We start from the raw sequence: 16,644 nt of genomic DNA, 5'->3' as shown, positions 1-16,644 counted from the left end.
CAGTCAATCCAGAGCCAATAATCATGGCCCAAGAACAACCCTTCCTGGTCTTCGGCGCTCCTGCCATTGGCGAAGAAGAAATTGCCGAAGTGGTGGACTGCATGCGTTCGGGATGGCTAGGCACCGGCCCTCGAGTGGCGCGGTTCGAATCGGACTTCGCCGCTTACCGAGGCGTCGGTCCGCAGCACGTAGCGGCGGTCAACTCCTGCACCGCTGCCCTGCATGTGAGCATGGTGGCGGCGGACCTGGAACCAGGTTCCGAGGTGATCACCACACCGCTCACCTTCTGCGCCACGGTGAACGCGATCATGCACGCGGGGCTTACCCCGGTGCTGGCCGACGTGGACGAGGCGACGGGTAACATTGATCCCGATGCCATTGAGGCGGCGATCACGCCGCGCACGCGAGCCATCGTGCCGGTGCATTTCGCCGGCCGGCCTTGCGAGATGGATCGCATTGTGGCCATTGCCGAGAAACACGGCCTGGTGATCATCGAGGACTGCGCCCACGCCATAGAAACCGAGTACCACGGCACGCCAGCGGGACGGTTCGGCGATTTCGGTTGCTTCAGCTTCTACGTCACCAAGAACGTGGTGACGGGGGAGGGCGGGATGATCCTGGGGCGCGATGAGGAAAAGATCGCACGGGCGCGAATCCTGGCCTTGCACGGTATGAGCAAGGATGCCTGGCATCGTTTTGGCGACGCCGGTTACAAGCATTACCAGGTGGTGGAGTGCGGCTTCAAATACAACATGATGGACATGCAGGCGGCGATTGGACTGCATCAGCTTGCCAAGGTCGAGAAGCACTGGCTGCGTCGCCAGGCGATCTGGGCGCGCTATGACGAGGCGTTCGCCGACCTTCCCATTATCACCCCAGCACCACCCGATGCCGACACCCGCCACGGCTACCACCTGTACACGATTCGCGTCGACGCCGAACGCTGTGCGGTCGACCGGGACGGTTTCCTCAATGCGATGAATGCCAGGCGCATCGGCACAGGTGTGCACTACCTCTCCGTAGCCGAGCATCCTTATTACCAGGACACCTTTGGTTGGAGAGCGGAGGATTGGCCCGTGGCTATGCGCATCGGGCGCGAGACATCCAGTCTTCCGCTGTCGCCAGGCATGACAGACACTGATGTCGAGCGCGTGATCGAAGCCGTTCGCACGGTAGTGTTGGGGCTGTAGCAGGCATCTGGGCTAAGGGCTTTCGACTCTGTCTCCAATACCCCTTGCGACGACTACAACGCGGCGGTTTTGACATTTACTATGCCATCCTCGGGGCGACCCTACTTCGTCCTACCCGAGAGCGTCCCCTGCAGGGCCCGAATTAGATCCAACTTATTTTCGCGTGTCCAGCGAGAATCATCCAGGACGTCAATGGCTCCTTGTAACCGTCGCTCAGCCTCCGCGCGATTAATCTCCTTCATGCCTTGGGGGCGAGAGCTCTTTAGCGATGCGAGCTGTGACGCATAGAATGAGCGCGCTGCTCCGAAGTCGTTCAAGGCAACGAGAAGGAAGCCAACGTCGGGGCCTCCATAGTCCTTTGGAGCCAGCTCTCTAATCGCCAGTCGTGCTCGAGCTTCAATCTCTGGCGTAGGCGTAAGAAGATAAAGGCCCATATAGCTACTGATAATTAACTGCTTGTCCTTGGGTGGGCACGGCGTGGATTCTGTCGTTGCGATAGCTTCTTCATACAACCCTTGTCGAAAGAAGGCTATTGCCCTCTGCGACGTATTGTCCTCAAGTGTGCATTTAGGCGTTCCATCTGTCGCTGTGCATGCGCACAACGAAGAAGTCGTTAGCAGAAAAGAGAGCAGGCGGTAGCATCGAATTTTCATCGGGAATTTTGTTTGTGTGCGAACTATGACTGTGTCGACATATTTACGATGTCGCAAGAATTTGCTCTTATTGTGCGAATCTCTGATCACCCTGCTCAAAATAAGTCTTCAAATGCCAGCGCTCGGTGCTCGCTCGTCTTTGCGGGCCTGGGCGAGGCCCCCCGTATTTGAGTAGCGCCGATCACCTCGGCATCAATCTATTCAGCCGAATCTTGTAGCAAGCGACCAGCAACCGGCCAAGAACGATGTCTAAAACTATATGAGCGGCAAGCACTGCGTCGAACGTAGTGGAGGTCTCAATGCAGTCAATTATCTTGACAAGGTTTCCCCCGATTTCAATGAACCAAGCATTGTAGGAGTCAACCTGGGCATCTTGCGACGGCTCATGAGCATCCAGTAGCTCTACGCAGAAAGCCGGAAGAGCCTGACGCATGCGTTCGGGTGAGGTTTCGAAGGACCACGTGAAATGCAATTGCCAACGACTAAGACCGCCTCGATCCGCCGAATCGAGTTCCTGGAGCAGAGCGACATCCAGCTCTAGGTCCTCTGTAAAGTCGGTAAAGTCGGATGCGCTCGCTAAGCGTGACCCAGACTCAAGGGATAAACCAAGAGACTTGGTGTTGTCCAATCTTCTAAGGAGGGACTGGCGCTGGTCTTCGGGCAGTGCCCGAAATTCCTCCGATTCAACAAAGACGGCGGGGAGTTCGACTTTTACGATCACCGTTGTATCCCTAGAACCCTGGGGCATTGAGATTAGCAGCCCTTTGCCACTCTTCAAGTTCAGCCGGAGGAGGGCGGCAGTACAAGAGGACTCGGCCGATCGCTTTGCGTAGCGCAGCCTGCAATTCCAAGATGGATCTAAGTTGATTCGGATCCCAGCATCGAGTGCCACCTGATTGGAACTAGGGTATGCGCTTGTTCACTAGTTTCCAGTTCGCACTTTGCGCGTCGCGCTTGGCTTTGACGCATAAATCGTTGCTTCCCGGACAATTGCTTCCTGCCGTTGGACTGGGTTCATCCGCGCATCCTGCTGGACTATCCCGTCCACTCTTCAAATCGAACCTTGTCAATCTCCCTCCGCGCAAGCGCTCCTAAGCTCGACGCGAAGTCGCCGAGCTGTCCATAGGTTGCGACGAATCGTACGCGTATGAACGCTCTAGCACCTTGGAAGCCGGCACCAATTTCTTCCTGCACGAGGCTGACTTCAATTATTGTTTTCCCACTCGCGCCGACGCTGCTTGCACGAATCCCGATGAGTTCGTCGGCTACTCTCGTATGATCGATGGGGTCTAAATAGCCAAGCGAAATTGCAAGCGTTTCAGTGATGCTGATAGGTATCTTCGAAAATATTTCACTCTCCGTTTCAAGCGTCTTTGAATTGAAATATGCGAGGGCCTCGCCACAGAACGATCCTGACCTCAGCGCGACCACGAGTCGAGGGCTATCCTCAATATCATCATTAATAGTTACTTCAAAGTAGTTAGCCACCAATACCACCACTTACGATTTTCAGCTCGACATTGAGCCCAGCACCATTTGAAAAATAGTGAATTACCACCAGGCGCCCATCTGCGCACCGGTGAGAGTGTTGCATTTTAACCCAATCGCCAGGTCCGTAATGCGCGAGCAGCCTCGGAAGATCGCCAAGTGGATTGTCATTCATGATCGGACGCCCCGCGCCAGCCTTCGCCTCAGCTAGTGCTAACTGCTCGCACAAATCACCTCCTTGGCAATCAGGGATTGCCGGGTTGGCTGCTGTAGCAGGTGCAGCATCTCCCGAGAGCCCTCCAACTGCTGCCGCACCAATCGCTCCTCCGACTTGGGCAGGGCTTGGTACTGGGACTGGTCTTGGTTTGGGCAGCATGCCAGCGGCTTCGCAAGCCTCGGCCCATGCCGGGTTTTCGACGCAGAGTTGCGGGCTACCCTGTAAACCAAGAGCATCGGTCTCATGCAGTGGTGAACTTGCCACATACCCGTAGGTTGTGAGCCCGCCACCCAGTCCAATCGGGTCGCTTTGCAGATACCGTCCAGTCGACGCCTCATAGTCGCGGTGGACGTTGTAGGCCATACTTGATTCGGCGTCGTAGTACTGGCCAGGAAAGCGAAGATTGAACGTATAAGACCCTGTTGGCGCCAATTCTCCAAATGAGTTCCCGAGATAAGGCCATTGCCAAATTGCCGATCCGCTCGAGGTAGTTACTGACCGTGGGGTGTTTAACGCATCGGCATGGATAAATGAAAGGGCATTAGTCGAGCTCGTGTAATCTATTACTGCGACAGGTAGATCATTAACCCACAGATAGTCGCGGCTGCTTGTTCCGTGTTCTGCGATAAGCTGGTTTTTCGTGTCGTAAGTGAAGCGCTCATTCGCAACTGTGGGGAATGACGTCGACTTGCTTGTGCGTTGGCCCATGGCGTTTTGGACGTAGGTCCCCGCCATTTGACCATTCGATTGTGCCACGGTCATGCGATTGCGACCGTTGTAGCCGAAGCCAAAGGTCTGCCCTCCAAAAACACTGGCCGTGGTATTGCCGTTGGCATCCGATGTTCGCGCACCGTTGCCGACCGCGTTTAGATGGTGCGTACCGGCGTCATAGCTGTAGTCGCCGGTTGCGAGTCCAGATCCGGTCTTACTTAGACGATCCCCGGTTGCGTTGTAGGTGTACGCCTGAACAGTGTTGGTGCCATCAACAATACCGGTTAAGCGATAGAGGGGATCGTAACTATAAGTCTCCGTCGCAGGACTTGCTCCGGGAGCGTTACCAAGTGCCACTACGTTACCCAAGGCATCGCGCGCCACATGAATTGCCAAAGCCGGACTCACCACGTCGGTGAAGGCATAGTTCGCGTCGTACGTTCGCGTAACCGTCTGGCCGTTGCCCAGCGTATACGACTGCACCGGCCCAAACGGCAGATAGGCCATGTTCGACACCGCGCTGGCCGCGGTGCCGCCGGCTGGCGTCAGCGCGGCCGCAGCAATCTGCCCGTTGGCATTCCGTGTGTACGAAACAACGGTGCCGCTCGGATAGGTTAAGCTCTGCAGCCGGTTGGCACTCGTGTACGCCATCGCCGTGGTGTCGGTGGCCGCTCCCTGAGTCTGCATCTTTCGGATGACGTTGCCCCGCGAGTCGTAGCAATAAGTCGTGGTCACTGCCACTTCCACCATCCGCGTCAGCTGGCCCATGGGCTGGGAGGCGGAACAACCAGTAACTGAATTTGCCTCGTCGTAGTGATACGTCACGTTGAGCGACGTGTCGGCGTAGGTAGTCGACAAGATTCGGTTCAAGGCGTCATAGGTGGAGGTGGCGACGATACCCCGAGCATCCGTCCGGGTCAGCTGATTGCCGGCGGCGTCAAAGGTGGCCGTGGCGGTGCCGGTGTCGGGGCTGGACAGGGCAGTCTGGTTGGCGAGGCCGTCCAGGGTGTAGGTGGTGACCAGGTTGCTGGGGTCGGTGACCTGGACCAAGTTGTCTTTCGCGTCGTACCCGTACCGGGTGGTGGTGTTCTGGGTCGCAGGATCGGTGCCGTTGTAGTTGTCGAGGGTGGTGATCAGTCGGTTGAGGCTGTCGAAGCTGGACTGGCGCTGGACGCCTAAAGCATCAGCGGTGTGCACTAGGTTACCGTTGGCGTCATAGCTGTCGGTGAAGCCAGCGTTGAGCACCGTGTTGTTGAGGCCGTCGCGCAGAGCGGTGAGCTGGCCCAGGGCGTTGAAGGTGCGGCCGATGGATCGTTTGACCGTGTTGCTGGCGTCGTAGACGGTCTCGGCTGTCTTGCTTCCGGCGTTATCCAGGGTGTAGTGGATGTGGTTGCCGAGGGCGTCGGTGACGTCGGTAAGGCGATGGGCGTCGTCGTACGTGTAGTGGGTGACGACGTTGTCCGGATCGGTAACCTGGGTGAGGTTGCCGACGGGGTCGTAGCCGTAGGTCGTTGTCGCCCCACCATAGGACCGAGTCAGCACTCGCCCGCGTGGGTCGTAGGAGATGTCGGTATTAGTGCCGTTGACATCAGTGATTCGGGTGACGCGGCCAGCACCGTCGTAGGAGGCGTAGGTGGTGGTGTGACCGAGGGCGTCCTGGACGGTGTAGAGGTCGCCGGCCTGGTGGCAGGCGGAGCCGGGGGGGCCGCAGTTCGTCGCAATGCTTGATGTGTAATACGTGTAGGTGGTGATATCGCTCACATCAGTCCGTGGACCGTCTGAGCTAAGCAAAAGACCAATGACGGGGCAGGATGAACTGGTGGTGTCGCAATAAGTGTTGATAGTACGACGCACGCCGGCGGGTGGCGTACCGGTCGGGGCGCAGGTGTAGCTGCTGGCGACGGCGGGGTCGACCTCGCAAGACGCGGTGACTTGGCCGCGGCTGTTGTACACCCATGCCAGGCTAGAGACGATAACGCCGCTGGCATTCTTTACGGTGCGCAGGACAGGCTGGCGAAGTGCGCTGTTCCATGTGGTATCGGTGGTTCGCTGCTCTGATTTGCCCTGGCTCTCAATTTTCTGAGTTAGCAGGCCGTTCCCGTCGTATGTTGTTAGCGTGACGTTCCCGTTGAAGTCGGTCCTTTGCTGCGGGTTGCCGTTCGCGTCATAAATGGACGATGCGGCATTTGAACCACAGGTCGAGCACGGTGAACTCACCGACGCCACGCGAATGACGCCCAGGGGATTCACGTAGGTTACGTGCTGCGTGCTACCCAGCGGAGTGGCTACGTCCGTTGAACCATCTGAGTTGTATGTAAAGCCAAAACTTAGCGCGCCACCAGCATGCGTGGAGGTTAGTGCTTGACCATTCGCGTTATACGAGAATGTTGCAAACGTTGCGCTGTTCTCGTCGATTATGGACGTTAACAGATTGGTTCCTGGCGAATAGCCATAAGTGCGCGACGAACCGTCGTTTAACGATATCGATGAAAGATTGGTAAGACTTGGTGTGACGTTATAGCTGTAGGTATACGTGTTTCCGTCTGGACCAAGAGCGGAGCTAAGTGTTCCATCGGCGTTATAGGAGAAATTTAGGACTCGCCCTAAAGGATCGCGCACGGTAATCAGAAATCCCGGCCCAGGGGCGATACTCGCGGATGTTGATGCGTCGCTATACTTCAGCGAAGTTACAAATCCAGAGGAGTCTTGGATAGATATGAGCGATCCCGACGCATCGTAGACCTCGGTTTCGCGTGTTCCAGACCAATACAAAGTCCAGCCAGTTACGTTGTTGTTGGAATCGTGAGCCGCCGTTAGCTGATCGTACGGATTTGTGTCGGAACTAAACACATGGGTATTGGGATCAGCTTGGAATGTGATCTGCTTCCCGTCTTGCCTTAAAGCGTTCGCGCCGTAGACATCGCCTTCAATGCTACGGGAGTAAGTGTGCCGCCAGCCGGCTCCGAGGTGATCAGAGCGGGTTCCTGAGTCACTGTTGTAGTGCCGGGTAAGCTGCAGCCAGTTCCCCCATTTACCGTCAACTTCTTCCTGGTACTTGTTGCCAGTAGAGGAGTTAACGGGATTGCCGCGCATCGGCGAGGATGGGCATTGACCGTTTCCGCATGCGCCTAGATTGGCAGGCGGTTTGGGAGTTCCCGGAGGGCAGTAGTATGAGTACCCATCGTACATCTCCCATGTGCCATACCAGTTCAGCCAGAACCCCCACCCGGGTTGGCCTTCGTGCGGATGCAGGATGCATGGCTGAGTTTGAAAGCCGCCGTACGTTGATATGCGGTCTTGGTTGCATGCATCATGCATTACCTGCATATGCGGGCAAGTTGTAGAGTCGGCAAAGCTGCGCGCCACTGGAAGTGCGAACAGGAGCAAGGAAATGAGGATGGCTTTGAGGGCCGTGTGCATCTGCGTGGCCCACTTGCGATGAGTCCTTGGGGTCCGGTGACGGGATTGAGTTGCGGTGAGGCACGGCTCCGCTGCATGGCTGCAGCCATGATCAAGGACGGTCAACATGAGTTCCCCAACAAGCGCAAGCGGTGTGCCGCGCTATGAGAAACTTATACGCCGTGGGACATGCACAATCAAAGGGCGAAGAGTGCGCTAGCGCTCACTTTTGAATTATGCGTACTCGCGAGATGGCGTAACGTTTCAACACAGCGAAAAGATGACGGCCGAAGCCCTAAAGCAAATGACGCGTCAAAAATGTGTAGGGGATTTCCTACAAGCGCTTCGCGTATGCAAGCGATGAATGTGTTGACATATTCGCGATGCCGCAAAAATTTACGATTGCGGTGCCAGTGTGGAATATTCGGAATTCGTTCATCGTCAAACTTGAACTGCTCAAATGCGAAGGATTGGTGGCAACGTCACTCTTCTTCGGAGGATAGGTAGTTTGCTATCGAGAGCGAAGCTCCGAGGTCGGCAAGGGCACGCAGCACTGAAGGCGAGAATGTTGGTCCACCGTCGAACGAACTCTGAAAATGAGCGCACCACCAGAACACGTCATATTTTTTAACGTAGGTTGATATAACGTCCCTTCGAGCGAGAAGGTGAGGAAGCAAATTCAATAGGCCATCTTCTAGTTTTTCCCATTCGCGTACATAGGTGGCCTCTTCGCCAATACCCGAAAAACTCCATATGCCTGTTTCAAAAGTCCCAGAAGGCCCACGCGTTTCCCCGCGACATCTTGTGTGCCGTGGCGTAAGGCTTATTTCGTGGGTTATGTCATCTGGTACAAGGTCGGCCCCTGCAATCCTGAATTCAACGGTATAGAGATCGCGAGATGAGTCGCTCATAGGACTGACCTGTGCTCGAAATTTGTAGCCACTCAGGCAGTGAGTGGGAGGTCGATGTTACGGGATTCCAGCCAGGCTCGACGAACCGAGGCGGGAGGTTGGTAGCGATGGGCGCTGTGGGGTCGTTGTTCGTTCGAGTCGCCCAGGGCCAACCAGGCTGCCATCCGGCGATAGCCGAATCGGGGGTGCTGCTGAGACGCGGCCACGAGCTGATCGCTCACGGCCTGGTCCTTACCTGGCTGACGCAGGCCATACCCCGCCACTCGCCGGCTCAGGCCCAGATAGCCGCAAGCCTTTCGTTGCGATATTCCCCGACGAGTCAGGGTAGCCAGCGCCGCCCGCCGTCCCGACGGGGTGGTCATTTTTTTTGGCCGAATTCTTTCAGCCCATCGATCACTAGCATTTGCTCGGCAACCAGGCGTTTGAGCCGGCCATTCTCCGATTCCAGCTCCTTCAGCCGACGCGACTCGTCCACATCCATCCCGCCGAAGCGATTGCGCCAGCGGTAAAAGGTCTGCTCGGTGATGTTGTGCCGCTTGCACAGGTCCTTGATCGGCATCTCCTGCCGCTCGGCTTCGCGCAAGACGCGGATGATCTGTTCTTCGGTGAAACGCTTCTTCATGAGTTCTCCTTGCTTGATAAGTAGAGAACTCACTATCCAAATGGCTACATGATTCGGCTCAGGTCACTAGGGCACGGGGCCGTTGTCGTCGACAATAATTTTGGCGTGGTGACTGCCCGATGGAGCTTGTGCATCCGGCTGAATGCCAATAGTCACGTCATACGAGGCGGATTCTCTACTGTGGAAATAACTTCCTTGCCCCCCGTCAGCGCCCGTAATGATTGGTTGCATCCGCACGTTCCCATTTCTATCAGGTAGCTCTGTAGCGGCCCCGCGCACGTAGCCAAAGAGCGGATTACACCTATCATGTTCGTTGCGTGTCCATACGAGTTCACGCAACGCGTGGTCTTCATGGATTACCACTGGCCCGCGCGCGACCCTGACATCGATAGTTATTCGTATTTCCGATGAGGCCAAGGAGCAATCGACGGGATCTAATTTAACCCCAGCAACGAATTCGCGGCGGGGAAGGCCGGACATTCGAAAATGCAATTCCTGCGCGCGTGTCAGGTCGATATGCCCTAGGGTCAGAGTGTACTTGTTCGTAACAAAGCGATGCCCATGATCTACAAGCGTTCCATCGCCCTTGTAATCAGACACGGAGTAGCAGCCAGCTAGAAGCAATGGCAGCAAGGAAACAATTGTTAGTCTTTTCATGTGCGTAGGTCTGTTTCTAAGGTCACGGAAGCGCCGCGAATATCGCGTGGACTTCTTGTGTGCCGGGGTGTGAAGCTTATCTCTCGGGTGATGTCGTCTTGGACAAGATCGACTCCTGCAATCCTGAATTCAACGGTATAGAGATCGCGAGATGAGTCGCTCATAGGAGTTCTGAAGCCGGTTGGCTATAGATCCAGTACTACTGCATTGCTCGGGTTTGGGTTGAGTATTTAGAGAGAATCCCCGTACAGTTGCTTTGCTTCGGGTGAGTCAAAAAGAATTGTTTCGCCTATTCCGTGAGCCAATGCAAAGAATGCCTGGTGCCAGATATTCGCCGCACGAGATGCATCTTCGACCGGTCCGGGCATGTCGAAGGATGTCAATGGGAATTCGTTCATCTCATCGTCGATACGAGAGATGATCACTCGGCAACTCTTGGCATCAACTCGTACTACGTGCGCATACTTCGTCGGCGCCCTTTCCGCTATTGATTCGCCGGCTGGTGATCGTCTCCAGGTAATTCGATCATCCTGTACTTCAATCGACTTATCTGCTGGGAGACGTGATGCAAGAGCTGCCATAGCCTCTTGGCATCTAGGCGATCCACTCGGAAAGGCCATCGCTTTAGTATTGGTCTCGCAGGACAAAACAATCGTCTCGATATCCTCGTAACGTACAGGTCCAGAGCCCAGGCCGGGATCGCCCATGCCGTCCGGGCCGAGAAGAGAGAGATCCAATGGAATATCTTGTCTGTACATGCGAGGATCGCCAACGAACCATACCATCGCCCTGATAGTGATTCCTTCGTCTTGCCCAAACTTCACGAGGGCTCGTAAAAAGGCATCGACTTGCACTGAGCCGATCACGTTCCTGTCCTATATGGAAAAATCATTTCAACTCCAGCCTCGTTTCGTGCATGAAAGTGTGGGCATGAATGATGGTCTGGAAATTCAGGCCCAGTTTGGCCTGGGTGGCCATCTGGGTGATTTTTTATTTCCGCCCGACCGTTCCTACAGCCTCCCATGTTCCCGCCATGACCTGCGGCAGCGGCCCAGTCTAGATGTCTTGCTCGCTCATCTCTTTGGCGAGTACGTTAATAACATCCCCGCTTTGCATCTGAATCAGGAAACGTTGAAGGTCACCCTCCGCCTTGACCTCCACTTCAAAGATGCTGTGGCTACGTCCCCATTCATCGTTACGAGTCCAGCCGAGCGAGCGCACCCCGGAGAACAACATCCTGCAGGGCGACAAACGAACCATTTCGACCGGCGTCACATCGAGGGCAAAAGTCTTCGCGTCCCAATCAAACGACATCGCGTTGATGAATGCATCGTGATAGTTCAGCATAAAGTTTCTTATTTTCCGATGGGAAGGTGGGCTCCCGGCGAATTTTCTGCGGCGGGGTTGCCATTGATGTCCAGTCGTTGTCCGCTGGGGTCATTGACGTGCATGTGCGGACCCGATCTTGTATCGTTTGGGTGTGAGAGAACTCGCTGTTCTCCAGTCACCGGGTCATCATAACTTCCCCTTCCATTCATGGGGTCTGGCCCCATCGGCTTCAGGCCTGCATTCCGGGCGAATGCGTCAAGGGCCTGAGGCGACAAGCCAGCCAAGTCCCGCGGGTGAATGTTAGGCGACGATATCTCGCCGGCTGCATCGTAGTCTGTTGCCTTGCACTCGCCTAACGGGCCGAACTGAGAGGCCGGAATCGGTGGCACATATGTATTGTGGTCGGCGCGCGCCGCCGCTTCGTTTGCCTCCTCAGCTTCCTGCCTTTCCAGGCGGGCAATTTCTTCATTGACAACGGGAATGTTTTCCTCGGGAGCTTCCTCCTCGGGCGGGCCGGAAATGAGGCCGGTGGCATCGGTCGCGGTAAGAGGATTGCCTTGTGCGTAAGAGAAGGTAGAGCCGCCGGCCGCAAGGCCTACAGGGTCGCTTTGCAGGTATCGGCCCGTTGCCGGCTCGAACGTCCTGCGGCCATTTTGGACCAGACCGGCCTCCTGGTCGAAATACTGGCCAGCAAAGCGCAGGTTGAAGGTGACAGAGCCCGAAGGCTGCTGCTCACCGAACGCATTGGCACTAAACGCCCAGGACCAGACCACGGCGCCGGCACTGTTGGTAATGGCGCGTGGGGTATTCATGCCATCTGCATGAACAAACAACACAGAAGGCACCGTGCCCGTATTGTCAACCATGGCGACTGGGACGTTTCCAAGCCAGACATAATCGCGGCTGACGGTGCCCGATTCAGTCAGGAGATGACCCATAGGTTCATAGACAAACCGTTCGGTCGAGGTCGGGGCCTGGAGGGTCTGTTTGGCCACCCGCTGGTTGAGGGCGTTGTAGACGTATTGGGCCACCGTCTGGCCACCTTGCTGAACAATGGTCAGCCGGTTCCGGTCGTTGTACCCAAATCCGAGGGTGGCACCGGCCGAAACAATCGCCGTGGTGTTGCCATTGGCGTCCACTGACCGTGCGGCATTGCCAATTGAACTCAGCTGGTGAGTGGCTGACACATATTGGTAAGTTCCGGTAAAAATTCCTGTGCCAGACTTTGTCGTGCGGTCGCCGGTCTTGTTATAGGTGAACCCCTGGATCTGAGTGGAGCCGTCGATGACACTGATGATGCGTCCAAGGTTGTCGTATCCATAGCTCTCGGCTGGTGCGCCGCCGCCCGAGCTTGCAAAGATTCGGCCTCCGACATCTCGCTGGACATGGATGTCAAGGGCTGGGCTGACGACGTCAGTGAAGCCATAATTCTTGTCGTAAGTCCGCGTGAGTGCCTGATTGTCGGCGATTGAATAGCTAGCGACTGGCCCAAAGGGAAGGTACGTGACGTTTGAAGCCACCGTCACAGCGCTGCCGCCGATGGGGGTGACGGTCACGCCCGACACCTTGCCATTGGTGTTGCGCGTGTAGTGCACAGCGGTACCGCTGGGGTAGGTGATCGCCATTTCACGCCCTGCCAAACTGTAGGCGATGGTCAGAACGTCGGTTGATGCACCCGTGGTCTGGGCCTTTTTTATGATGTTGCCTCGGGCGTCGTAGCAAAACGTGGTCGACACGGCGCTTTCGACGATGCGCGTGAGGTGCCCGATGGGCGATGAGGAGGCGCATCCGGTGACCGAATTTGCCTCGTCATAGTAATAGGCAACGTTAAGGGAAGCGGTCGGGTAGTTTGTCCCCGTCAGTCGGTTCAATGCATCGAAACTCGACTGCGCGACAACACCTTTTGCGTCCTGGACCGTGAGGCGGTTGCCCGCTGCGTCAGTGCTAGTCGTGGTTGTCCCCGTATCGGGACTTCTCAGGGATACGCGGTTGCCGAGGCCGTCAAATCCATACGAGGTCGATAGCGCGTCGGAATCCGTGACGCTGGTGACCTGGTTTTCCGCATCGTAACCATATCCAGCCGCCATGTTCGCGGTGGCGGGAACGCTGCCCTGGTAGTCATCGAGGGTTTGGTGGAGGCGATTGAGCGCATCAAACCCCTGAAGCCGCTGAACACCATAAGCATCCTGGGTGTGAACCTGACTCCCGTTGGCATCGTAGCTGTCTGGGTAGCTTGCAGTCAGGACCGGATTGCCAAGACTGTCCTTCACCTGAGTCAGGTGTCCAAGCGTGTCGAACGTTCTTGAAGTGGAGCGAACGAATTGCCCGGAAGGATTGTAGGTTTCCTCCATCGTGCGGTTGCCAGCCGCATCCAGGCTGTAATGAATATGGCTGCCGAGGGCATCGGTGACATCCGTTAGCCGGTGCGCGCCGTCGTAGGTGTAGGTGGTGATGACATTGTCGGGGTCGGTGATTTTGTTCACGTCACCCATGGCGTCATACCCATAGGTTGTCGTTGCTCCCCCGTAAGTCCGAGTGAGGAGCCAGCCGCGCTCGGTATAGGTGAAGTCCGTGTTGATGCCGTTCGGGTCGGTGATGCGGGTGATGCGCCCGTTGGCGTCGTAAGACGCATACGTCGTCGTCTGCCCTAGGGCATTGTTGACCTGGTAGAGGTCGCCCGTCTGATGGCACGCGGCACCCGGCGTGCCGCAACTAGTGGTGCTGCTGGATGTGTAATACGAATACGTGGTGACGTCGGTGACATCCGTGCGTGGGCCATCGATAGTCAACACCAGTCCAATCAGGGGACAGGTGGTCGATATCGCGTCACAGTAGGTGTACGTCGTTCGCCTGACACCATCGGGTGGTAGGCCTGTTGCAGCGCAGACATAGCTTCCCGCCTTCACTGGGTCTATGCTGCACGTGGCAAGAGGCTGTCCACGGGTGTTGTAAACCCAGGCATCTTTGGTGACCAGCGTCCCAGCAGCATCCTTGAGCGTGCGAAGCGTTGGCTGTCTAAGCGTTGTATCCCAGGTGGTGTCCGTGGTCCGCTGGACCGCGCTTCCCGACGCTTCGATCAGTTCAGTCAGGAGGCCGGAGGCCGAGTAGGCGACCTGGGTCAGGTTGCCATTGAAATCCGTGTAGCTCGACGGGTAGCCATTGGCATCATAGGTGCGGCTCTGCCATTGGGTGCCACATGCCGGCTTGCAGGTTGCATCGTAGTTGGCCGTTCGAATATGGCCGTTGGGGTTCAGAAAGGTCTGCGTTGCGCCACCACCAAGGGCAAAGGTGATGCCCGAGGACGACGCGTTGTAGCTGATGGTGGTTTGCCCGGCACCTCCCGCCAGGGACGTGAAGGTGGCCCGGCCAAGACTGTCGAACGACGTACTCTCAAACCGTACGCCCGACTCGTCAATGATGCCCGTCATGGCCGAGGGCAGATTGTTGCCACTCGTCAGGTCTTGTTCGTTGTAGAGGTACTGGCGGACCTTCGTGTCCGGGTATTGGACCGTGGTCAGGTTGCCCGTGCTGTCGTAGCCGTAGACGAACGTGCCGCCGTCCGGCTGGGTCATTTGGTGGAGATGGGCAGTGCTGTCGTACGTGAAATTCAGTGCCCGGCCATCGGAGGCTGTCACATTGAGTAAAAGGCCTGGTTTGGGAGCGACGGCCGGGTCAGTTAAGGGTGTGCTGTAGGTCAGGATAATGCCCTGCCCGTTTTCGTCAGCGACGGATTGCAAGAGTCCGGACACGTCATAGGTTTCGATGTGGTGCAGCGTGGCAACGTTGAGCCTGTAGCCGGTGGGATTGCCGTTGACGTCATCGATTTCAACTAGGATGTCGGGGTTGTCGACATCGGCCGTCCACGCGCTGCCCGATTTGTTGAAAACCTCGCTCCTTCCATCCGGACGGTTTGCCGTCGCCGTGGCCACTCCGCTTTTTTGGATGACTTTGAGCGAGCGGTCAAATGAATGCCGCCATTGCGTGCCCATCGCAGTCCCGGTCACGCTGGGGGATGAATTGTAAAAGCGACGGAATGTCAGCCAGGCCGAGGCTGTGAAGTCATCTGCTTGAAGGAATTTGTTGCCCGTGGCCACGTTGATGGGGTCGCCAACCAGTGGCGCGCCTGACCCATCGCTCGCTTGTTGACCGTCAGACCCCGAGCCACCCCCCGCACCGGGCGAGCCCTCTCCGCAGCTGCAGTCAGGGCCTCCATTGTTCTTGGCTGGATCAAAAGTATAGAGTGTGCCGGATATTGCGTCGCCGCCACCGCAGTTGCCGGTAAGCCCCATGTCCGCGAAGTATCCTGTTGTTGGGCCGTCTGGGTAGTCGGTGCGCACATAAGAGCAGGGAAATGCCCATCCCCAACAGGACGAATAGGCCGCCCACCAAGCGTCCACCGCTGCGTCGACTGATGCAAACCCGCTGCCCCCGCCAGTACAGCCGAGTGAGTATGAAAATGGGGGGCCATAGTGAGGCTGGTCCCCATCCAACATGGGACTCACAAGCGCCGGAGCACTATTGCGCGGAAAGGCAGCGCTGATGTTCCTTACTGATGTTCCTTGCCGGCTCGATATGGTCGAGGCTTTAACCGGCCCATCCCCTGCTTGCACCAGATTGGCAATGAACATGCCGAAGGCAAGCAGCAACCACACAGCCACATGGCGAGATACGGGTTTCATCACGTTGTCCCCAGTTTGCGAAGCCCAGCTGAGGGCTTGCAGCGGCGCAGATATACCAAAGGTAGTTCTCGGGCGCTGTAGGCGTCGGCCTACAAAATCTTGGGGAACATGATTTGTGTGCGCTTACTCACGCTTCAAGGACGATTCGTAAATAATTACGGAGTACAGGGCGTGATACCAAAAAGTGGACAGATTCGCGGAGCCTAAATAAGGGGCGAATCTATTGCTCAATCACTGACTGGTGGCTCACTGTTATGTTTCTCGTGGTACGCCATCGCAAGTTCCAGAGAGTCGACGGCGCTGGGGAAGTCGCCTGGTTGTCTACCCTCGAAGTCTCCCAGTGGATCGAGCAAGTACTTACAGAAATCTTAAAGCGATGAACGAACAACGGCGATCACCCGCACCGATTGAGCATCGTTGGACGTTCGTGCCGAGTTTTTGTTCTAACCCCTGACCACCTGTCTGCGATGCATCCCAACAGCCCTGCACTGATGCTTAAACCGCCGCATCCCTCACATTGAGCATCAATCGATGTCCTAACCGTAGCAACTTTGCGACCATTACGATGGATTCGCAGCGCGTACTTCGGGATCATAGTTTCGCTGCCAGTGCACCGTAATCGATGCACCGGCAGCCGGGTGTCGAAACCCGTTCAAAGAAAATCGGGTACCGCAGGCGGAGTCCTGCGGTACCCGAGGTTTCCCGTCTTATGGCGGGCGACCAGGCGGACTTCGGTCCGGCCGGTTTTTTTCTTTGACGGTTTTCGACCCTGGCTCGCCCGCCACCTC

Annotated in this window: 8 protein-coding genes and 1 pseudogene; 1 reads left to right on the top strand and 8 read right to left on the bottom strand. The window is 56.6% G+C overall.

The features are described 5' to 3' along the window. Positions 1-23 precede the first annotated feature (23 nt). A complete protein-coding gene (locus tag NDK18_RS16940; RefSeq protein ID WP_250628454.1) occupies positions 24-1,190 on the top strand; it encodes a DegT/DnrJ/EryC1/StrS family aminotransferase in 1,167 nt (388 codons plus the stop codon). 834 nt (positions 1,191-2,024) lie between these two features. Here the strand turns inward: NDK18_RS16940 and NDK18_RS16935 are convergent. From NDK18_RS16935 to NDK18_RS16905, 8 genes and pseudogenes are all read right to left on the bottom strand, one after another. Next, on the bottom strand, positions 2,025-2,564 hold the full coding sequence (locus tag NDK18_RS16935; RefSeq protein WP_250624057.1) for a hypothetical protein: 540 nt from the start codon (positions 2,562-2,564) through the stop codon (positions 2,025-2,027). Positions 2,565-2,878: 314 nt separating this feature from the next. Continuing rightward, entirely contained in the window at positions 2,879-3,343 is a 465-nt protein-coding gene (locus tag NDK18_RS16930) for a hypothetical protein (protein WP_250628453.1), read from the bottom strand. Continuing rightward, positions 3,324-7,352, bottom strand: a complete 4,029-nt coding sequence (locus tag NDK18_RS16925; protein WP_250628452.1) for an RHS repeat-associated core domain-containing protein — start codon at positions 7,350-7,352, stop codon at positions 3,324-3,326. Before NDK18_RS16925 ends, NDK18_RS16930 begins: the two co-directional genes overlap by 20 nt. Positions 7,353-8,140: 788 nt before the next feature. Beyond that, a complete protein-coding gene (locus NDK18_RS19495; RefSeq protein ID WP_425600653.1) occupies positions 8,141-8,569 on the bottom strand; it encodes a DUF4279 domain-containing protein in 429 nt (142 codons plus the stop codon). Positions 8,570-8,699: 130 nt separating this feature from the next. Further along, a pseudogene (locus NDK18_RS16920) lies at positions 8,700-9,191 on the bottom strand (transposase); the annotation flags it as partial. An 887-nt stretch (positions 9,192-10,078) separates the two neighbouring features. Then, positions 10,079-10,714: a hypothetical protein gene (locus tag NDK18_RS16915; RefSeq protein WP_250628451.1), complete on the bottom strand. Its 636-nt coding sequence runs from the start codon at positions 10,712-10,714 to the stop codon at positions 10,079-10,081. Between the two features lie 190 nt (positions 10,715-10,904). Next, positions 10,905-11,195, bottom strand: a complete 291-nt coding sequence (locus tag NDK18_RS16910) for a hypothetical protein (RefSeq protein ID WP_250628450.1) — start codon at positions 11,193-11,195, stop codon at positions 10,905-10,907. 8 nt (positions 11,196-11,203) lie between these two features. Then, positions 11,204-15,466, bottom strand: coding sequence for an RHS repeat-associated core domain-containing protein (locus NDK18_RS16905; RefSeq protein ID WP_250628449.1), 4,263 nt, complete (start codon positions 15,464-15,466; stop codon positions 11,204-11,206). Positions 15,467-16,644: the final 1,178 nt, after the last annotated feature.

The organism is Pinirhizobacter soli, assembly GCF_015905305.1.
In the GTDB taxonomy this organism is placed as follows: domain Bacteria; phylum Pseudomonadota; class Gammaproteobacteria; order Xanthomonadales; family Rhodanobacteraceae; genus Pinirhizobacter; species Pinirhizobacter soli.
This window is presented reverse-complemented; position numbering and strand designations above follow the sequence as displayed.